The sequence below is a fragment of the Mycobacteriales bacterium genome, assembly GCA_040902655.1.
Taxonomy (GTDB): domain Bacteria; phylum Actinomycetota; class Actinomycetes; order Mycobacteriales; family SCTD01; genus SCTD01.
Map to the genome: position 1 here is coordinate 149,750 of JBBDWV010000014.1, position 19,645 is coordinate 169,394.

Genomic DNA, 19,645 nt, shown 5'->3' on the forward strand with positions numbered 1-19,645 from the left:
GAGCGACCATGTCCTTCAGCGTGCCGCTGACCCGGCGTGAGGCGGTCCTGCGTCAGCTCCGGCAGGAGATCGTGACCGGCGAGCTCAAGCCGGGGATGCTGATCAAGGACGCCGAGCTCGCCGCCCGGTTGGGGGTGAGCATCACCCCGGTCCGGGAGGCGATCGCCCAGCTGGCCGCGGAGGGGCTGATCGACATCGCCCCGAACCGGACCCGCCACGTGACCGGCGTCAGCGGGAAGAACGCGCTCGAGCTGATCGACGTGATGATGGTGCTCGCCTGCGCCGGCTTCGAGTGGGGCGTGGAGAACGTCACCGAGACCCACCTCACCCTCATGCGGCAGCGACTCGAGGAGTTCCGGGAGGGGCTGCGGTCGGACAACGTCGTCGCCGCCTCGGCCGCGGGAGCCGACTTCAGCACGATCGTGATCCTGGCAGCGGGCAACCGCGAGCTGCAGACCCACATCGACCTGGTCGTGGCCCGGACGCTACGGGTGCTCGCCCTGGCGGCCGACAGCGAGCTCTGGAACGTGTGGCTGGTCGGTTACGAGGAGACGCTCGAGCGCCTGGAGCACGATGACAAGGCGGCGGCCATCGCGCGCTACCGGCAGATCTACCATGACTACCGCGCGTTGGTGGAGCAGCTGCTCTTCCACAACGAGGAGGCGGAATAGCCGGCCACGTCCTGCTACTACAGGACGGCGGCGATGGCCTCCGCAACGAATCGACCCAGCGGCGGGGGGACGGAGTTCCCTAACTGTGCCTGCACCGAGGTTCGTGATCCGACGAAGGTGAAGTCATCGGGGAATCCGAACAGTCGACGAAGCTCCGGCACGCGTAGCCGTCGGTTTTCCCAATGGAATGGACCTACGTACGGACCAGGCTGCGCCTGGATCGTCGGCGATGGCCGTTGCGGGTCCAACTTCAGCAGGAACGACCAGTACCTACTCCGCCACTCGAACTGCGGCTGCAGGTGCCCGCGCTTCTCGGTGTAGTGCAGGTAGTTCCCGCCGGGCGGGATGTCCGCAAGCAAGTGCCCGTACCGGCCGGTCACCGCCTCTTCGGGCTCTGCGGGTGCATCGAGATCTGCCAGTGCCTCCCCCGTCGAGACATGCGGATTCGTGGCATGACCGATGCGGCGCCGCTCCCAGCGCCCGCCATGCGTCGGCGTGGGCAGCTCCGGAAGCGGCCTCCCCTTCGGAACGCCGACCAGCACCAGGCGCGGGCGGGCCTGGGGCACACCGAAATCGGCCGCATTGAGGACCGACCAGGTGCTCCGGTAGCCCGCCTCGTCGACCTCGCGGAGCAGCCGTTGGAAAGCCGGTCCGCTCTGTCGGTTGTTGTACGTCAGCGCGTACACGTTCTCGAGAAGAAAAGCTTCGGGCCGCGCCTCGGCCAGCACGCGCGTGTACGCCTGCAGCAGGCTGGCCTTCGGGTCCAGCCCTGCCCGCTTCCAGTCGAGCCAGAATCCCGATTTCGAGAAGGGCGTGCACGGAGGCCCGCCGATCAAGAGCCGAGGGCGTTCGCGACCTCCAAACCCCGCCCGCCGAAGAAGATCCCTTGTGCTGACACACATGATGTCGTCGCGGACGACGCTGGCCAGGTGGGGGAAGTTCTTCTCCATCGTATCGGCGGCGTCGGCGTTGATCTCCAACGCCGCAGCAACAGAGAAACCCGCCTGCTCCACGCCCAGATCGAGCCCGCCCGCGCCGGAGAACAAGGAGAGGGTGTCGCCGTCAACCATACCGTCACCCTGCCACGGCGCCCGGACATTTTCCGGGAGGCACGTCGGCGCTAGTGGACCTCGCTGATCGTGCGGGACCAGTGCCGGTTGATGCGTTGCACCGGTGCGATGCGGTCGGTGTGAGCGGTGTCCTGGAGTAGGCTGCTCGATCGCCGGAACCGAAACTCCCAGAGTCCGGTGCTGGCGAAGAGGCAGGCGGCAAGGACGTCGAACTGGCCAGGTCGGTACAGCCGTCCGGCCGGGTCGCCCTTCTGGGCGCGAGTCTTCTGGACCTCCACCTTGGCGTCGCCCACAGCATCCACCGGGCCATCGGCGCGCGCGTACACGTGCGGACTCGCGTTCTTGCACTCGACCGCGAGCCGTCGGCCGTCGCGGAGGACCACCTCGAAGTCAGGTGGGCCGTCTCGGTCCACCTGATCCACGGAGAGCACCTGGGGATCCCCTTGCAGATGGTGCTGCAGGTGGTGCTCTGCAACACCGCCGCGAACCGCAACCTTCAGCCGCCCCCGATCGGAGATGATGTCGAGGAGCGCGACGTGATCGAGTCCAAACTCCTCTTCCAGAGTGTGGCGCGTTCCCCGGCGACGGTGGGGACGGCTCTTCACCGCCTCTGCTGCGCGGTAGCGCAGCGGTGGGTCCAGGGCGAGCGTGGAGGCCTCTCGCTCAAGCTTTACGTAGTCGATGAGCCGCTCCGGGAGGAAGCCGACGACCGTTTCGAGCTGGTTCCGGGCTCGTGGCCGGGACCGACGCGTCCCGCCCCGGTTGACACGCTCCCACACAGACCAGCCGTCTGCTCGCACCTCGTCCACCTGATGTTGCTTGAACTCGACGCTGATGCCCATCGGTAAGGGGTTGTAGAGCGCCGGGTCCAACCCGATAAAGATGCCGGCCGCAAGATGAAGCCCGAGCACCAGCGTCACATCCACGCGTGCGACGTCGGTGCCGAGTGGATGCTCGCCCGTCCACGACCTCTCGCCGCCGTACCGGACCTGCAGTCGGTGCTCGTCCACCGGTCGACCCTTGATCGGCGGTGGGTTGCACCTGAACGGATAGATCAGCAGGCCCAGCCGCTCCTCCTCAGCAACCTCCAGGCCCATGTAGAGCGGAGCCATGGCAGAAGCACTCACGAAGAGCAGACGGGCGCCGCTCTCCGCGACCGCGTCCAGCAGGAAATCCACAAGGTCGTCGCGCGCTTGCACCCGGTAGGCACGGGCATACGACCTACCGGCGATGCTCGCGCCGTGGTCTGAGCGGTGGCTCACTCCCACTCGATCGTCCCCGGCGGCTTGCTCGTCACGTCGAGCACCACCCGGTTGACCTCGCGCACCTCGTTGGTGATGCGCGTCGAGATGGTCGCCAGCACGTCGTACGGGATGCGCGACCAGTCCGCGGTCATCGCGTCCTCGCTGCTGACCGGACGCAGGACGACGGGGTGGCCGTACGTCCTCCCGTCGCCCTGGACGCCGACGGAGCGGACGTCGGCGAGCAGCACCACCGGGCACTGCCAGACGTCGCGGTCGAGCCCGGCGGCGGTCAGCTCCTCCCGAGCGATGGCATCGGCCTGACGCAGCAGGTCCAGCCGCTCCTGGGTCACCTCGCCGATGATGCGGATCCCGAGCCCGGGGCCCGGGAACGGCTGGCGCCACACGATCGCCTCGGGCAGGCCGAGTTCGATGCCGACCTTGCGGACCTCGTCCTTGAACAGCGTGCGCAGCGGCTCGACCAGCGAGAACTGCAGGTCCTCCGGGAGACCGCCGACGTTGTGGTGGCTCTTGATGTTGGCTGCACCGCTGGCGTCTCCCGAGATGGCACCGCCGGACTCCACGACGTCGGGGTAGAGGGTGCCCTGCACGAGGAACTCCACCGGCTCATCGGCGCTGATCTCGCGCGCCGCGGCCTCGAACGCGCGGATGAACTCGCGGCCGATCGTCTTGCGCTTGGTCTCCGGGTCGGTGACGCCGGCGAGCGCCTCGAGGAAGGTCTTGCTCGCCTCGACGACGTGCAGGTCCACACCGGTCGCGGCGACGAAGTCCTGCTCGACCTGCTCGGCCTCGCCCTTGCGCAGCAGCCCGTGGTCGACGAACACGCACGTCAGCTGGTCCCCGACCGCGCGCTGCACGAGCGCCGCCGCCACCGCGCTGTCCACCCCGCCGGACAGCCCGCAGACGACGCGCTTGTCGCCGACCTGCTCCCGGATCCGCTCCACCTGGTCCTCGACGATGTTCACCATCGTCCAGGTCGGCCGGCAGCCGGCGCCTTCGAGCAGGAAGCGCTTCAGCACCTCCTGGCCGTGCTCGCTGTGCAGCACCTCGGGGTGGAACTGCACGCCGTACAGCCCGCGCGCGACGTCCTCGAACGCGGCCACCGGCGTCTGCGGCGTCGAGGCGGTGACGCGGAAGCCCTCCGGCGCCTGCGCGACCGCATCGTTGTGCGACATCCACACCGCCTGGTCGCCGGGCAGCCCGCTGAACAGCACCCCCGGATCGACGACCGCGAGCGCCGTACGCCCGAACTCCGCGGTGCCGGTCTGCGCGACGGTGCCGCCGAGGGAGGCGGCCATCGCCTGGAAGCCGTAGCAGATGCCGAAGGTCGGGACGCCGGTGTCGAAGAAGCCGGCGGACAGCTGCGGCGCTCCCTCGGCATAGACCGAGCTCGGCCCGCCGGACAGGATCACGGCCTTGGGCGCGCGGGCGCGAATCTCGTCCGCGGTGATCGTGTGCGGGACGACCTCGGAGTAGACGTGGCACTCGCGCACGCGCCGGGCGATCAGCTGCGCGTACTGCGCCCCGAAGTCGACGACCAGGACAGTGTCGGCATCAGCTGCCGGGGGCGGGTTCACCTTCGACAGGCTACCGGGGGAGGAACCGCCCGCCGTACGGCGAACAGGGCAGGGCCCTCACCTCTGCATTGGAGACCCATGCGCCTGACGCGCCGCGCGACCCTGCTGTCCGTCGCCGCCCTGCTCGCCTCACCCGCCCTCGTCCACGCCTCCGCACCGACCGGTGTGGCGCCGTCGACGGGCACGGCGGTCCAGCCGAGCCCCCCTGCCTTCCAGCCCTGGCTGGAGCAGCACCTGACCGGGGTGCCCGCCGACACCGTCCTGCGCGTGATGGTGCGCGGCACGTCGATCGACGCCGCCGTCGCCGCGACCGAGGCCGTCGGCCTGCAGGTCCAGCAGCGCTGGGCCCTGGTGGACATCGCCGTCGGCGTCGGCACCCCGGTGCAGGTGCAGGCGCTGCGGGAGCAGCCCGGCGTGCTGTACGTCGAGGGCGACACGCCGCTGTCCTACGACCTGCAGACCGCGCACGCCGCTACCCGCGCGGACGAGGCGTTCACCACCTACACGGCTCCGGACGGCAGCCCCGTCGACGGCACCGGCGTCACCATCGCCGTCATCGACTCCGGCATCGACGGCACCCACCCGTTCTTCGGCGAGGACGGCCGCAGCAAGGTCGTGCAGAACCGCAAGAACGCCTGCGGCATCACGTTCGTCCCGAGCACGAACAGCACCTGCTTCCAGCAGGTGCCCAGCAACGACACGGACACGATCTCGGTCGGCGGCCACGGGACCCACGTCGCGGGCATCGCGGCCGGCACGCCGGTCGCCACCACCTCGCCCGCGGGCACCGAGCTGCGCGGCTCCGGCTCGGGCGCCACGCTCGTCGGGCTGTCGGTCGGTGCCGCCATCGGCCTGCTGGACGCGGCGGCCGCGCAGAACTGGGTGCTGGAGCATCAGCAGAACCCCTGCCGGCCCGCGGCCGACCAGACCCCCTCCGACGTCGACCCGGACTGCCCTCCGATCCGCGTGACCAACCACTCCTACGGCCCGGCCACGCCGCGCGAGGGTGGCAACACCTTCGACGAGAACAGCGCCGCGGTGCAGATCCAGCGGGCGCTCGTCGACAAGGGCGTCGTCGCGGTCTGGGCGGCCGGCAACTCCGGCGGCGACGGGAAGATCGCGACCACCAACCCGCCGGCCATGGACCCCACCGGTGGCGTCCTCATGGTCGCCAGCTACGACGACGGCCAGACGGGCGACCCGGACAACGCACTGTCGGGCTTCAGCTCCCGCGGCGCGGCCGGCAAGCACGAGACCTACCCCGACCTGGCCGCGCCGGGCGACAAGATCACCTCGGCCTGTCGCCGCTCGCTGGTGATCTGCCAGGGCGCGCCGTCGTTCGACGGGGGCGACTACCAGACCATCAGCGGGACGTCGATGGCCTCGCCGTACGTCGCGGGTGTCGTCGCCCAGCTGCTCGAGGCGGACCCTGCCCTGACGCCGGCCGAGGTCGAGGACATCCTCGAGGACTCCGCCCACAAGTTCACCGCCGGAGCGCCGTACGAGAGCGACCCGCGCGACCCCGACGGCACCACCACCTCCTTCGACAAGGGCCACGGCCTGGTGGACGTGCTCGCCGCCGTCGGCGCCGTCCAGGGCGCGGAGGTGGCCGAGCAGGAGCCGGCCGCCCCGCTGGAGCCGCGCTGCGGCGACGGCACCGCGCTGGTGGCCGACCCGGCCGGCGACGCGGCCGCCCCGGTGACCGGCATCCCCGCCCCGGGCCAGGACCTCACCCAGCTCGACTTCGCCGCCGTCGAGGGCGGCCTGGCCGTCACCGCCGTCTATGCCGACCTGTCCGTGACCCCGGTCGCCGGCAGCACCACGACCAACCACTACGTCACGTGGGTGAGCAGCGACGGCGTGCGCTACGCGGTCTGGCACAACGAGCCGGGCGGGAACTACGTGGTCGGCGAGTTCGACGCGACGCGCAACCGGCTGGTCGCCGGCACGACGGCCCCGGTGGAGGGCACCTTCACCGCGGGCAAGGGCGGCACGATCTCCTGGATCGTCCCGCTCGAGCTGGTCGGCAGCCCGGCCATCCCGGTCGACCAGACGACCGACCCGGACGCCGTGCCCGCCGTGAGCGACTCCTACGGCCTGGTCACCGCCGGCCTGGGCGCGTTCGGCAGCGGGCTGGTCTACGTCGCGGCGGTCGACCGCGCGCCCGACGGCGGCGCCACCCCCGCGTGGTCGGTCTGCAACAGCGACCCCGTCCTCGACGGGTCCGACGAGGAGCCGCCGGCGCAGGAGTGCACCCGGCCCAACGGCAAGCCGTGCAAGGGCAAGGGCAAGAACCCCGGCAACCGCTAGGCGCCCATCCCCCGAGACTGAGCGCGCTGCAGGCTCTTGCCCTCCGTCGTCACGGTCGGCGCCACCATGACCTCGACCTTCTGGAACTCCTTGATCGAGCTGTAGCCGGTCATGGCCATCGCCCGGCGCAGCCCGCCGAACAGGTTGGTGGTGCCCTCGTCGGTGCGCGCCGGGCCGACCAGCACCTCCTCCATCGTGCCGACCGGCTGCAGGCTCACCCGGGTGCCGCGCGGGAGCTCGGGATGGTAGGAGCCGTGCCCCCAGTGCCAGCCGCGACCGGGCGCATCGCTCGCGCGCGCGAGCGGGCTGCCCATCATCACGGCGTCGGCGCCGCAGGCGATCGCCTTGGCGACGTCACCGCCTGTCCGCATGCCGCCGTCGGCGATGACGTGGACGTAGCGGCCGCCGGACTCGTCGAGGTAGTCACGGCGGGCGCCGGCCGCGTCGGCGACGGAGGTCGCCATCGGCACCCCGAGGCCGAGCACGCCGCGGGTGGTGTTCGCCTGACCCGAGCCGACACCGACGAGGATCCCGGCGGCTCCGGTCCGCATCAGGTGCAGCGCCGACTGGTAGGTGGCGCAGCCGCCGACCAGCACCGGCACGTCGAGGTCGGCGATGAAGCGCTTGAGGTTCAGCGGCTCCGAGCGTGAGGAGACGTGCTCGGCCGACACGACCGTGCCCTGGATGACGAACAGGTCGACGCCGCTGTCGAGCACCGTCTGCGCGAACTGCACGGTGCGCTGCGGCGTGAGCGAGGCCGCCGCCGTGACGCCGGCCTCGCGGATCTGCTTGACCCGCGCCGTGATCAGGTCGGGCTTGATCGGCTCGGCGTAGATCTCCTGCATCCGTGTCGTCGCCCGCTCCTCGGGCAGCGACGCGATCTCGGCCAGCAGCGGCTCCGGCTCGTCGTACCGCGTCCACAGACCCTCGAGGTTCAACACCCCGAGGCCGCCGAGCTCGCCGATCCGGATAGCCGTGGCGGGCGACACGACGCCGTCCATCGCGCTGGCGACCAGCGGCAGCTCAAAGCGGTAGGCGTCGATCTCCCACGCGAGCGAGACATCCTCGGGGTCACGCGTGCGGCGCGAGGGGACGATCGCGATCTCGTCGAAGCCGTACGCCCGGCGGCCGCTCTTGCCGATCCCGATCTCGATCTCGGCCATCAGCTCCGGCTCCCGTAGTTCGGGGCCTCGACGGTCATCTGGATGTCGTGCGGGTGGCTCTCCTTCAGCCCGGCGGCGGTGATCCGCACGAGCTGCGCGTCCTGGAGCGCGCCGATCGTGGCGGCACCGCAGTAGCCCATGCCCGCCCGCAGGCCGCCGACCAGCTGGTGCGCCACCGAGGCGAGCTGACCGCGGTAGGGCACCTGGCCCTCGATCCCCTCGGGCACGAGCTTCTCGTCGGACAGCACGTCGTGCTGGAAGTACCGATCCTTGCTGTACGACTGGCCCTGCCCGCGTGAGCGCATCGCACCGAGGGAACCCATCCCGCGGTAGCTCTTGTACTGCTTGCCGTTGACGAACACCGTCTCGCCGGGGCTCTCCTCGACGCCGGCGAGCAGGCTGCCGAGCATGACCGTGTCGGCGCCGCAGGCGATCGCCTTGGCGATGTCGCCGGAGTACTGCAGCCCGCCGTCGCCGATCACCGGCACGCCCGCTGGGCGGGCCGCGCGGGCCGCCTCGAAGATCGCCGTGACCTGCGGGACGCCGACCCCGGCGACGACGCGGGTGGTGCAGATACTGTTGTGGACCACGACGTTGTCGGCGATGAAGCTGTGGCTGTCGTCGTCGATCTCGAGATCGTAGACAGGCAGCCGCATCCCGGGCCGAAGAGTTTCGAGGACCTTCACCGCGGCGTACTGGTCGAGGTGACGACGGTCGTGCGAGACGTTGAGCCGGGAGCGGTAGGACGGCGGGCAGTCCTTGTCGCTGACGCCGGGCAGCCCGCCCGCCGAGGCCGCGACCGGCTCGACGTTCGGGAGCGTCCCGTGCACGAGCAGACAGAGCACGCCGAACAACTCGACGAGAGCGCGGGAGGTGTTACGGAAGACCAGGCGCCCGCCCTGTTCGACGAAGCCGTCCGAGGCAATCAGCCCCTCGAGCAGACCGCGCAGGTAGTCCTGGTCGGTGCACATCCACTCCGCCGGCAGGTGCTTGTCGGTCTTCTTGCCGCAGCGCGCCAGCAGCCGAGCCCACTGGAGGGAATACAGGTGCAGGTGCCGGCACCCGCCCCTGACTCCGCCGTCGACAGGACGTACACCCGTGACCCGCGCGACGACGTCGCTCAGGCGCTCGGCGAGTTCCACCTCATGGGCGCCGAAGTACCACGAGACACGCCCGATGTCCGAGCGGCCGCTGCCGTTGACGAAAGCGTGGCCGTCGCCGAGGAACGTGCCGAGCAGGAACCCGAGATCCTCCGTCTGAGAAATGATGCGCTCGTAGCGGTCGAGCTGCCGCTGGGTACGGACGGCGTGGTCCGCCAAGCTGATCTCGAAGCCGTCCGGCAACTCGAACGCGACGTGGCGAGGGGTCAGCAGGACGTCTCGCCCGAGATCTCCGAGCTCCTTCCAGTCGAGCTCAGACTGGCCGCTCCTGGTCGGCTGGGCGAGCGCCTTGGCGTAGCCGCGGGAGCTGACGGTCGCGGGGCTCACGGAGGACAGGTCGCCGGTGTAGAAGCGGTGATCCGACGTCGCGAACGTCATGTCACCGGAGGCGACGTGGCGCAATCCCATGACCTCCCGCACCCCGGTGCACCAGCTTTTCAGGACTGTCGCGGGCTTGCCGTGCATGGTGATGACGCGGTCCCCCTCGACCACGTCCTCGATGCACTTGTAGGTCGCATCGGCCATCAGCACGCGCGTCCCGGCGGCAAAGCAGCCCGGCCCCACTCCCACCTTGACCGCGTCGACGCCGGCGTCGATCAGTGCCTGCGCGGCGGCCCGGCTCGCGATGTTGCCGCCGATGACGTCGACACCGGCGGCCGAGGTCTTGACCCTCGCGACCATGTCGGCCACGGCCTTGGCGTGCCCGTGGGCCGTGTCCACGACGACCGCGTCGACGCCGGCTTCGACCAGGGCCATCGCGCGCTTGAACGCCTCGTCGCCCACGCCGACCGCCGCCGCGACCACCAGCCGGCCATCGGCGTCCTTGGTCGCGAGCGGGTACTGGTCGCGCTTGACGTAGTCCTTGACCGTGATCAGCCCACGCAGCCGGCCCGCCCCGTCGACCAGCGGCAGCTTCTCGATCTTGTTCTTCTGCAGCAGCGCCAGGGCATCCGGTCCGCTGACGCCCTCGCGCGCGGTCACCAGCGGCATCGGCGTCATGACCTCGGTGACCCGGCGCGACTGGTCGGTCTCGAAGCGAGTGTCGCGGTTCGTGACGATGCCGAGCAGGACCCCGGTGCCGTCAACGACCGGCAGGCCGGAGATCCGGTAGCGGCCGCACAGCCGGTCGACGTCGAGCAGGGTGTCGTCCGGGGAACAGGTCACCGGATTGGTCACCATGCCCGCCTCGGAGCGCTTGACCAGGTCGACCTGGGTAGCCTGGTCCTCGATCGAGAGGTTGCGGTGCAGCACCCCGACGCCGCCCTGCCGGGCCATGGCGATCGCCATCCGAGCCTCGGTCACGGTGTCCATCGCGCTCGACAGCAGCGGGGTGCGCAGGGTGATCCCGCGCGACAGGCGGGTCGTGGTGTCGGCCTCGCTCGGGATGACGTCACTGGCGGCGGGCAGGAGCAGGACGTCATCGAAGGTCAGCCCCAGCATCGGGAACTTCGCGTCGTAGGCGTCCCGGTCCGCCGCCGCGGGCTCCTCGGAGGGGATCATCTGCGCCTTCCCGGTCGGCAGGGGGGGAGGCAATTCACTCTAGCCGCCGCTGCGCCCCTTTGTGCGCACCGGCGACGTGCGCTGGGGCTGCCCCGGCGTCGCGTCCGGCTTTGCGTCGGGCTTGTCGTCGGGCTTCGCGTCGGGCTCGGCGGCGGGCTTCGCGTCCGGCTTGTCGTCCGGCTTCGCGTCCGGCTTGGCATCGGGCTTCGCCGGCTTCGTGTCGGGCTTCGGCCGCTCGGACGCAGGCGCGGGAGCCGGCTGGGCGGACGCCTCGTCGGCACGCCTCCGCAGCTCGGCGAGCCGCTGCGCCAGCGGGTCGGCATCGGCCGGCAGCACCTCGGCCAGCCGGCGCTCGGCGGTGTCGAGCCGGGCGCGGGCGGCGGCCGTGCGACCGTCCGCCAGCAGCGCCTCGGCGGCGTCGAGCAGTGCAGTCACCTGCCGGGCGGCGGCCTGCGAGCGGGCGACGGCCGCGGCCGTCGAACCGGGAGCGGGCGTACGAGCCGCGCCGGGCGGGGCCGGCGCCGCGACGGCGGGCGACGGCGTACCGGTCGACGGAACGGGCGCGGCAGCGGGACGGGAGTCCTCGGAGCTGCCGGGGGGCGGCTCGGGCAGGGTGACCGCGCCGACGACGGCGCCGGCCGCGGCGCGCACCACCGTTCCGAGGCCGTGCAGCGGGTTGCCCTGCGGTACCAGTGTGCTCGCTGCCGCCACGCCGCCGAGCGTGAGCACGCCCGCCGTCACGAGCGCGACGACGCCGCCGCTGCGGACCAGCCGCCGGTCCGGCGTCGACTCGCTGGCAAGGGTCAGCACCGTGGAGGAACCGTGTCCCAGGGGCGCAGCCTGCGGCGTCTGCGAACTGACGTCGCGGAGCAGGTCGACCAGCAGCGACAGCCCGGGGTCGTCGTCGCCGGCGGCGCGGGCGGTGCGGGCGCGTTCCAGCGCCGCCTCGTCGGCAGCCACCTGAACCAGGTCGAGCGGGTCGTCGTCGGTCATGCGACAACCTCCAGTCCGGCGGTCTGGGCGAGCGTGCGGAGACGGGACAGCGCGCGGTGCTGGGCGACGCGGACGGCACCGGGAGTCATGTCCAGCGCCTGGCCGGTCTGCTCGGCGGTCAGACCGCTGACGACGCGTAGCAGCAGGATCTCCCGGTGCGCCGGTGGCAGTCGGTCCAGCAGTGCTCGCGCCGCCTGCGCCCGTTCGTCGGCGAGCACCTGGTCCTCGGGCCCGGCGCCCGGATCGGCCCGGTCGGGCAGCCGGTCGGTCGCGTCGCTGCGGTCGCGGTAGGCGGCGCGCTGGGCATCGGCGACCTTGTGGGCGGCGATGCCGTGCACGAACGCCCTGAACGCGCCCTTGTCCACATAGCCGGGCAGCGCCTTGACCACCGCCATGCACACCTCCTGGGCCACGTCATCGGCCGATTCGTACGTACCGGCGGTGCGCCCCAGCCGGGCGCGGCAGTAGCGCAGGACTCCGGGGCGCAGGTGGGCGAGGAGCTGTTCCACGGCCACCGGCTCTCCCCTGCGTGCGGGAGGGACCAGTGCGGAGACTTCGTCCACCACCTGGGATGTCGTGCCGAGGCCGCGCACTGTTACATCCGCTCAGTTGACCAGGCCGCGGCGGAAGCCCAGCGCCACGGCCTGCGCGCGGTCGTTGACCCCGAGCTTGCGGAACAACCGGCGGGCATGGGTCTTGATGGTGTCTTCCGACAGGTAGAGGTCCTTGCCGATCTGCCCGTTGCTCTTGCCTTGGCTCATGCCGGTCAGTACCTGCAGCTCACGCTCGGTGAGCTGGCCTCCGGGCGGCGTGCTGCGCGACGCGTCGCGGGCGCTGCTCAGGGCGCGACGCAGCGAGGGCTCCACGAGGTCGGCACCGTCCAGGGCATGTGCGACGGCGGCGCACAACTCCTCATGACTGACGTCCTTGAGCAGATAGCCCCGAGCGCCGGAGGAGACGGCGGCTGCCACCTGCTCGCGGTCGTCGGCGGCGGTCAACATGATGACCTTGGCCGTCGGGTGCGCAGCGACGAGCCGCCGGGTGGTCTCCAGGCCACCCAGACCGGGCATCCGTACGTCCATGAGGACCAGGTCCGGCTGCTCGTGCTCGTACCGGGCCAGCACCTCCTCGCCGCTGGCGGCGGTGTCGACGCGGTTGACGCCGGGGACACCCGCGACGAACTGCCGCAGGCCCTCCCGGACGATCCGGTGGTCGTCGCAGATGAGGACGGTGGTCATCGGTCACCTTCGGGTTCGGAGCGGGTCAGGGGGAGGACGAGTCGGCTGGTGGCGCCGCAGACCTCGAAGCGGCCGTCGAGTGCGGCGGCCCGGGCGGTCCAGCCGGCGACGTCGGCAGGGATGCCGGTGACCGACAGCCGGGCGCAGTCGCCCTCGTGGGTCAGCCGAACGGCCGCCGGACCGGCTGCCGGCGCCGCGGCCTGGACGAAGCGGTACGCGGCCCGGCGGGCGGCGGGTGGGAGAGCCGCCGCGACCGAACTGTCCAGCGCGAGGTCGAGCGGTGGTGCACCGGCCTGGGCCCGTTGGGCCGACAGGTCGGCGAGCGCGACCGGCAGGTCCTCACCTCCGCGGGGACGCAACTGCCAGACCGCCCGGCGCAGCGTGACCAGGGCGTCCTGGACCGCCTCGCGCGCGAGTGCGGGGTCGGCGCCTCGGACGGCGGCGTCGGCGGCGTAGCGGGCGACCAACAAGGCTTGGAGCGCACCATCGTGCAGGCGGTCGGCGACGGCGTCGGCATCGGCGTCGGCCGCCGCCAGCAGCGACCCGGCGTCGGGCGGGGCCAGGCGCGCCTGCGTCGGCACGGGCACGGGCATCGCGTCGAGCATCGGCACTCCCGTCCTCGTGTGCACAGCCTGCGCCCGGTACGCGGCTCTGTACAAGCCATCGGCAGGTGGACCCCCGGACGTGAGCGCTCCCGTGCGTGGACTGGTCGGGCTCAGCCCTCCAGCAGGGTGGCGATGTCCGGACGGGCGAGCCAGTCGGCTCGGACACCCGGCGGCAGATCGGCAGCCAGCGTCAGGACGGCCGACCGCGCGGTGGCCAGACTCCTGACCGACTCCGCCGCGTCGTCCTCCGCGATCAGCGCGCCGAGCAGCGCCCGGGCCGGCCAGACGAGCGGGACGGTGCCCAGCGACTCGGCCAGCGTCGCCGCCCTCCGCAGCGTGCTTGCCGCATCCCCGTCGCGGCCGGCCTCGCGGGAGGTCCCGCCGCTCACCTGCGCGATGCCCAGGATGAGCAGTCCCTTCGCGACGTGCCGCGGCGCGCGCGCCTGCTCTGCCCGGTCGACCGCGCCCCGGGCGGTGTCCACCGCCTCGTCGACCTGCCCGTCCAGCAGCTGCACCTCGGCCTCGGCCCACCCCAGCCGGACCCGCTGGCGCCACCATTCGTCGGCACGATTCGGGACGAGGGCCCGCGCCTGCTCGAGCCGCCCGGAGGCCTCGTCGGGCTCGTCCAGCCCGACGGCGTCGGAGGCCAGCCCGACCAACGCGTCGAACGCCGCTTCTCCCGCACCGTCGGTCAGGGCGAGCGCCTCCAGGTCGGAGGCGCGGGCGACGGCATGCCGGCCGAGCTGGCGGTGCACGCTGGCGATCGTGGCGGCGGCCAGGGCCGCGAACAGCCGACTCTCCGGCCGTGCGTCCGGGACGCGCCCGGCGTCGACCAGCGGGGAGAGCACCGTGAGCGCACCGCCGTACCGACCGCCGGCGGCGAGGGCCACCCCGAGCAGCCAGCCGGCGGCGGCCATCTCGGCCGAACGCCCCTGCGACTGGGCGAGGACGACCGCCTGCTCGAGGACACCCACGGCCGCGGCGGGCTTGCCGTGGAAGGCGGCGTGCTCTCCGCTGGCGAGCAGGCGGGTGAGGTCCCCGGGTTCGGTCACGGGCGCAGGGTAATCGGCCGCGCCGAGCGGCGCGGGAGAGCAGCTGGGAGAGCCGGGGGCGACCGGCGCAGAAACGCAGCCGGCTCCTCCCCATCCCCTCGGCGTCCCTGGACGAAGGAGAAGTCGTGACGTGCTCCGGCACGACCCAGACGGAGCCCTCGATCCCGGCTCCCGAAGAGAGGGGACAGCTCATGACGGACATCTCGCGCCTGCCTGCGCCGCAGGTCGAGGTCTGGGAGTGGCAGCTGAAGGGCGCCTGTCGCGGCCACGATCCCTCGCTGTTCTTCCACCCGGAGGGCGAACGGGGGCCGCGCAGAGCCGGCCGCGAGGCAGCCGCCAAGGCCGTCTGCGCCGGATGCCCCGTGCTGCTCGCCTGCCGCACGCACGCACTCAGCGTCCGGGAGCCGTACGGGATCTGGGGCGGGATGTCCGAGCACGACCGCGAGGACGCCGGTGCGCAGCAGGTGCCTGCCGCCAGCTGACACCGCCCGGGCAGCCCTGCGGCCAGTTGACACCGCCCGGGACCGCCCTGTGACAGTGGGCCTGCGCTGACCGTCACGTTCCCGTATCGTCTGGTCGCAGCGAGTCCCCGCCCGGGGCTCTGCTCGTCCGCCGGCCCCACCGGGAGCGTCCTGCCGTGTCCTTCCCGCCCGATCGTCCAGCGAACTCCGGGCTGCGGGTCCCGGTTCGCGGAGCGCGCTGGGCGGCGCTGCTCGGCATGGTCCTCCTGGCCGGCTGCTCGACCGGCGGGCCGCAATCGGTCGAGCCCCCCGCGGAGGCGCTGCACGCCGCTGCCTCCCCGGCCGCCTCGGCCGCACCACCGGCCACCGCCGCGGCCCGGGCCCGACCGCCGGTCGCGCTTGCCGTCAAACCGCTGGGTCAGCGGCTGCGTCCCGACGTGCTCGTCGCGGGCCCCCGCACCTTCTCCCCCACCGCTGTCGACAAACTGGGTGGCCTGTCCACCGAGGGCGGTCACGTCGTCTTCCGTACCGGCACGGTCCGCATCGGCGGCAAGGACGTCCGGGCCGTCGGCGTGGATCCCTCGACGTTCCGCACGTTCGCGGCGCAGGGCACCGCCGAGTCCGATGCCGTCTGGCAGGCCGTCGCCCGCGGCGAGGCCGTCGCCTCTCACGAGGGAGCCAAGGCCCTCGCGCTCGCGCTGGGCAAGGAGGTGCGGGTCGCTGCCAAGGCCGGAGGGCCGGACCTGCCGCTGCGTCTCGGCGCGCTGGCCACGACCGGCGTGCCCGGCAGCGACCTGATCGTCGACAGCGAGACCGGCCGGGCCCTGGGCCTGCCGTCCGCTACCGGGATGCTGCTCACGGCCCCGAAGGGCATGGACCCGGTCGCGCTGGCCGGCAAGGTCAGGGCCGTCACCGGCGACGGCGCGGCTGTGGACCTGCTCACGCCGCCGGCGGCCAACCCGGTCGCGTTCCTGACCGGCAGTCGCGCTGCCAAGGCGTTCGGTGCGTTCTCCTACCGCTACTACCCCGACGGCACGATCCAGCCCGACGCCGCCTGGGTCCGGCGCAACATCCAGACGACGACCCTCCCGATCATGGGCCGGGTGAGCTGCCACCGGCTGATGATCCCGCAGCTGCGCGGCGCCCTCCAGGACGTAGTCGACGCGGGGCTGGCGCACACGCTGTCGACGTACGACGGCTGCTATGTCCCGCGCTTCATCGAGCGCAACCCCGAGAACTCCATCTCGCTGCACACCTGGGGCATCGCCATCGACATGGACGCCTCCAAGAACTACCGGGGCATCGCCGGGACCATGCACCCGGAGGTCGTGAACATCTTCAAGCGCTGGGGCTTTCGCTGGGGCGGCGACTGGCAGTACACCGACCCGATGCACTTCGAGCTGGCTGCACTGATCAAGACCCCCAGGCGCTGATCCCGGGGCATCGACACGAGACCAAGATCTTCGGAACATCCACAGGGCCAGGGTCCTGTGGATGTTCCGAAGATCTTGCTCAGGCTCGACGGCGCTGGACACCCGCGGCGGCAACCAGACCTCCGGACGCGCGACGGCCCGGCACCCCGCAGAAGGGGTACCGGGCCGTCGTACGAGCGGGATCTCGGCAGAGCCGAGCGAACCAGACCCGCGCTAGTGCGCGTGCCCGTGGCCGCCGTGGCCGGCGTCGGCCGGCTGCTCCTCGCGCTTGTCCGCGACGAGCGTCTCGGTCGTCAGCAGCATGCTGGCGATCGAGGCCGCGTTGCGGACGGCACTCCGGGAGACCTTCACCGGGTCGACGATGCCCTGCTTGACCAGGTCGCCGTACTCTCCGGTCGCGGCATTGAGGCCCTGACCGGCACCGAGCTCGCGGACCCGGTTCACGGCGACCCGACCCTCCATACCGGCGTTCGCCGCGATCCAGTAGGCCGGCTCGTCCAGCGCGGAACGCACGATGCGCACGCCGGTGCGCTCGTCACCCTCGAGCCCGAGGTCGCCCTCGAGCACGCCGGCGGCATGCACGAGCGCAGCGCCACCACCGGGGACGATGCCCTCCTCGATCGCGGCCTTGGTTGCCGAGATGGCGTCCTCGAGCCGGTGCTTGCGCTCCTTGAGCTCGGTCTCGGTGTGGGCGCCGACCTTGATGACGCCGACTCCGCCGGAGAGCTTGGCGAGCCGCTCCTGCAGCTTCTCCTTGTCCCAGTCGGAGTCGCTGTTCTCGATCTCCTGCTTGATCTGCGCGACGCGGCCGGCGACCTCGGCAGTGGACCCGCCGCCGTCGACGATCGTCGTCAGCTCCTTGGTGACCGTGACGGTGCGGGCCTTGCCGAGCACGTCGAGGCCTGCCTGGTCGAGCTTGAGACCGACCTCGGCGGAGATGACCTGGCCGCCGGTGAGCACGGCGATGTCCTGGAGCATCGCCTTGCGGCGGTCGCCGAAGCCGGGCGCCTTGACGGCGGCGACCTTCAGCGTCTTGCGGATCGCGTTGACGACCAGCGTCGACAGCGCCTCACCGTCGATGTCCTCGGCCACGATGAGCAGCGGCTTCTGGGCCTGCACGATCTTCTCGAGCAGCGGCAGCAGCTCGGCCAGCGCGCTGACCTTGCCGTTGACGAGGAGCACGAAAGCGTCCTCGAGAACGGTCTCCATCCGCTCGGCGTCGGTGACGAAGTACGGGCTGATGTAGCCCTTGTCGAACTGCATGCCCTCCGTCAGCTCGAGCTCGAGGCCGGTGGCCTGGCTCTCCTCGACGGTGATGACGCCGTCCTTGCCGACCTTGTCGATCGCCTCGGCGACGAGCTGGCCGACCAGGGCGTCCTGGGCGGAGATGGCGGCGACCGCGGCGACCTCGTCGTGGGTCAGCACCTCGGTGGCCGCCTTGAGCAGCGCCTCGTGGACGGCCTCGACGGCGGCGTCGATGCCGATCTTGAGGCTCATCGGGTTGGCGCCAGCGGCAACGGCACGCAGGCCGGCGTGCACCATCGCCTGGCCGAGCACGGTGGCGGTGGTGGTGCCGTCACCCGCGATGTCGTTGGTCTTGGTGGCGATCTCCTTGGCGAGCTGGGCACCCATGTTTTCGTACGGGTCGTCGAGCTCGACGTCACGCGCGATGGTGACGCCGTCGTTGGTGATGGTGGGGCCGCCGTAGGCCTTGGCGAGCACGACGTTGCGGCCCTTCGGGCCGAGCGTCACCTTGACGGCATTGGCGAGGGCGTCCACGCCGCGCTCGAGCGAGCGGCGGGCGTCCTCGGAGAAAGCGAGGGTCTTGGCCATGCGTGTTCCTTCCAGAAGAGCGACGCCCCGGCCCCCGCGTGGGGTGCCGGGGCGTCAGTTCAAGCGTGGGTAGGGGTGGTCTCAGCCCTCGATGACGGCGAGCACGTCGCGGGCGGAGAGCACGAGGTACTCCTCGCCGGAGTACTTGATCTCGGTACCGCCGTACTTGCTGTAGAGCACCTTGTCGCCGACCTTGACGTCGAGCGGGATGCGCTTGCCGTCCTCGAAGCGACCCGGTCCGACGGCCAGGACGGTGCCCTCCTGGGGCTTCTCCTTGGCCGTGTCCGGGATGACGAGCCCCGACGCGGTGGTGCTCTCCGCGTCGTTCGCCTGGACCACGATGCGGTCCTCGAGCGGCTTGATGGCGACCTTGGTCGCAGTAGTCACGATGCCTCCTGGTTGAGCAACAGAACGGGCGTGGGCGGAGCCGGCGTCCTGCCGTCGCGGGGGTCAGGGGCCGAGCTGCTGTTGGCACTCTAGCCCGTCGAGTGCCAGCCGCACAACTGAGGCCGGTGTTGAGCCGTCCGGCCCTACCCGTCTGGTCCCTTTTCGTCATCCTGCCTGGAAGGTGAAACGTTTCGCCGGTGCGGTGACGATGTCACTGTCGAGCGGCACTCGCCGCCAACGAAATGGCGACCCGTCGGCGACGGCGGTCAGCAGAGCCACCGGCCTCTCGAAGGCATCGGGGCCGTCGAACTGGAGGAACGCTCATGTCTGCCACTCTTCTCGCTACCCTCATGGCCAAGTTCACGGCTGCAGGGGTGGCCACCCAGGCGGCCGTCGGTACCGCCGCCGCAGCCGCCGTGATCGGCACCGCCGGCGCCACCGGCGTGCTGCCGGTCCCGAGCCTGTCCGACGAGCCCTCGGTGACCGCCCCGTCGTCGGTGGACGGCTCCGGCGCCGAGGACACGACCACCGGCATCGCCGGCGCGGGGGGCGAGGTCGAGGCGCCGGAGGGCGAGGTCGAAGCGCCGGAGGGCGAGGTCGAGGCGCCGGAGGGCGAGGTCGAGGCGCCGGAGGGCGAGGTCGAGGCACCGGAGGGCGAGGTCGATGCGCCGGAGGAGGGCAGCTTCGGCTCCACCGTGAGTGCGGACGCGCGCAACGGCGGCGTCGACGGTGCTGCCGTGTCCGAGGCGGCCAAGGCCAACGGCGTCGACGGTGCTGCGGTGTCCGAGGCGGCCAAGGCCAAGGCCCCGGCTCTCCCGGAGCAGGCGAATCGCGCACCGGCCACCAAGCCCGCGCCCGCCACCAAGCCCGCGCCCGCCACCAAGCCCGCGCCCGCCACCAAGCCCGCGCCCGCCACCAAGCCCGCGCCCG

General features: G+C 71.8%; 17 protein-coding genes. 5 read left to right on the top strand and 12 right to left on the bottom strand.

The genetic code is table 11. The features are described from left to right. Positions 1-8: 8 nt before the first annotated feature. Positions 9-671, top strand: coding sequence for a GntR family transcriptional regulator (locus tag WD794_03705; protein MEX2289416.1), 663 nt, complete (start codon positions 9-11; stop codon positions 669-671). 17 nt (positions 672-688) lie between these two features. Here WD794_03705 and WD794_03710 read toward each other — a convergent pair whose 3' ends face one another. The 3 genes from WD794_03710 to guaA are packed head-to-tail and all read right to left on the bottom strand — an operon-like array spanning position 689 to position 4,580. Beyond that, a complete protein-coding gene (locus WD794_03710) occupies positions 689-1,741 on the bottom strand; it encodes a DNA cytosine methyltransferase (protein ID MEX2289417.1) in 1,053 nt (350 codons plus the stop codon). 50 nt (positions 1,742-1,791) lie between these two features. After that, the gene (locus WD794_03715; protein ID MEX2289418.1) at positions 1,792-3,003 is read right to left on the bottom strand and encodes a hypothetical protein; all 1,212 of its coding nucleotides are present in this window, start codon (positions 3,001-3,003) and stop codon (positions 1,792-1,794) included. Beyond that, complete coding sequence (guaA, locus tag WD794_03720; GenBank protein ID MEX2289419.1) at positions 3,000-4,580, bottom strand: glutamine-hydrolyzing GMP synthase; 1,581 nt, start codon at positions 4,578-4,580, stop codon at positions 3,000-3,002. The genes WD794_03715 and guaA overlap by 4 nt, the downstream gene beginning before the upstream one ends. Positions 4,581-4,658: 78 nt before the next feature. On the opposite strand from guaA, the gene WD794_03725 reads away from it, so the two are divergent. Then, positions 4,659-6,890 (top strand): S8 family serine peptidase, encoded by a 2,232-nt coding sequence (locus tag WD794_03725; GenBank protein ID MEX2289420.1) that lies wholly within the window; start codon positions 4,659-4,661, stop codon positions 6,888-6,890. Here WD794_03725 and WD794_03730 read toward each other — a convergent pair. From WD794_03730 to WD794_03760, 7 genes are all read right to left on the bottom strand, one after another. Further along, positions 6,887-8,056, bottom strand: a complete 1,170-nt coding sequence (locus WD794_03730) for a GuaB3 family IMP dehydrogenase-related protein (protein ID MEX2289421.1) — start codon at positions 8,054-8,056, stop codon at positions 6,887-6,889. The genes WD794_03725 and WD794_03730 overlap by 4 nt on opposite strands. After that, positions 8,053-10,713: an IMP dehydrogenase gene (locus tag WD794_03735; protein MEX2289422.1), complete on the bottom strand. Its 2,661-nt coding sequence runs from the start codon at positions 10,711-10,713 to the stop codon at positions 8,053-8,055. Before WD794_03735 ends, WD794_03730 begins: the two co-directional genes overlap by 4 nt. A 39-nt stretch (positions 10,714-10,752) precedes the next feature. Next, a complete protein-coding gene (locus WD794_03740; protein ID MEX2289423.1) occupies positions 10,753-11,706 on the bottom strand; it encodes a hypothetical protein in 954 nt (317 codons plus the stop codon). Further along, positions 11,703-12,272, bottom strand: a complete 570-nt coding sequence (gene shbA / locus WD794_03745) for an RNA polymerase sigma factor ShbA (GenBank protein ID MEX2289424.1) — start codon at positions 12,270-12,272, stop codon at positions 11,703-11,705. The genes WD794_03740 and shbA overlap by 4 nt, the downstream gene beginning before the upstream one ends. A gap of 39 nt (positions 12,273-12,311) precedes the next feature. After that, the gene (locus WD794_03750) at positions 12,312-12,944 is read right to left on the bottom strand and encodes a response regulator transcription factor (protein MEX2289425.1); all 633 of its coding nucleotides are present in this window, start codon (positions 12,942-12,944) and stop codon (positions 12,312-12,314) included. After that, complete coding sequence (locus WD794_03755) at positions 12,941-13,537, bottom strand: hypothetical protein (protein ID MEX2289426.1); 597 nt, start codon at positions 13,535-13,537, stop codon at positions 12,941-12,943. Before WD794_03755 ends, WD794_03750 begins: the two co-directional genes overlap by 4 nt. Before the next feature lie 122 nt (positions 13,538-13,659). Continuing rightward, on the bottom strand, positions 13,660-14,601 hold the full coding sequence (locus tag WD794_03760) for a hypothetical protein (GenBank protein MEX2289427.1): 942 nt from the start codon (positions 14,599-14,601) through the stop codon (positions 13,660-13,662). A gap of 191 nt (positions 14,602-14,792) precedes the next feature. Between WD794_03760 and WD794_03765 the strand changes: the two genes are divergently transcribed. Next, the gene (locus WD794_03765; GenBank protein ID MEX2289428.1) at positions 14,793-15,083 is read left to right on the top strand and encodes a WhiB family transcriptional regulator; all 291 of its coding nucleotides are present in this window, start codon (positions 14,793-14,795) and stop codon (positions 15,081-15,083) included. Positions 15,084-15,238: 155 nt separating this feature from the next. After that, the gene (locus tag WD794_03770; GenBank protein ID MEX2289429.1) at positions 15,239-16,495 is read left to right on the top strand and encodes a M15 family metallopeptidase; all 1,257 of its coding nucleotides are present in this window, start codon (positions 15,239-15,241) and stop codon (positions 16,493-16,495) included. A 213-nt stretch (positions 16,496-16,708) separates the two neighbouring features. Here WD794_03770 and groL read toward each other — a convergent pair whose 3' ends face one another. Further along, complete coding sequence (groL, locus tag WD794_03775) at positions 16,709-18,328, bottom strand: chaperonin GroEL (protein ID MEX2289430.1); 1,620 nt, start codon at positions 18,326-18,328, stop codon at positions 16,709-16,711. Positions 18,329-18,409: 81 nt separating this feature from the next. Next, positions 18,410-18,718, bottom strand: a complete 309-nt coding sequence (gene groES / locus WD794_03780) for a co-chaperone GroES (GenBank protein MEX2289431.1) — start codon at positions 18,716-18,718, stop codon at positions 18,410-18,412. 347 nt (positions 18,719-19,065) lie between these two features. Here groES and WD794_03785 point away from each other — a divergent pair. Then, the coding region (locus tag WD794_03785) for a hypothetical protein (GenBank protein MEX2289432.1) at positions 19,066-19,645 on the top strand (580 nt) is incomplete at its 3' end.

Excerpts from the sequence above, each read along its gene's own strand:
- WD794_03705 (MEX2289416.1), top strand. The coding sequence starts at position 9 with ATGTCCTTCAGCGTGCCGCTGACCCGGCGTGAGGCGGTCCTGCGTCAG.
- WD794_03750 (MEX2289425.1), bottom strand. The coding sequence starts at position 12,944 with ATGACCACCGTCCTCATCTGCGACGACCACCGGATCGTCCGGGAGGGC.
- WD794_03735 (MEX2289422.1), bottom strand. The coding sequence starts at position 10,713 with ATGATCCCCTCCGAGGAGCCCGCGGCGGCGGACCGGGACGCCTACGAC.
- WD794_03740 (MEX2289423.1), bottom strand. The coding sequence starts at position 11,706 with ATGACCGACGACGACCCGCTCGACCTGGTTCAGGTGGCTGCCGACGAG.
- WD794_03710 (MEX2289417.1), bottom strand. The coding sequence starts at position 1,741 with ATGGTTGACGGCGACACCCTCTCCTTGTTCTCCGGCGCGGGCGGGCTC.
- WD794_03765 (MEX2289428.1), top strand. The coding sequence starts at position 14,793 with ATGACGGACATCTCGCGCCTGCCTGCGCCGCAGGTCGAGGTCTGGGAG.
- WD794_03725 (MEX2289420.1), top strand. The coding sequence starts at position 4,659 with ATGCGCCTGACGCGCCGCGCGACCCTGCTGTCCGTCGCCGCCCTGCTC.
- WD794_03755 (MEX2289426.1), bottom strand. The coding sequence starts at position 13,537 with ATGCCCGTGCCCGTGCCGACGCAGGCGCGCCTGGCCCCGCCCGACGCC.
- groL (MEX2289430.1), bottom strand. The coding sequence starts at position 18,328 with ATGGCCAAGACCCTCGCTTTCTCCGAGGACGCCCGCCGCTCGCTCGAG.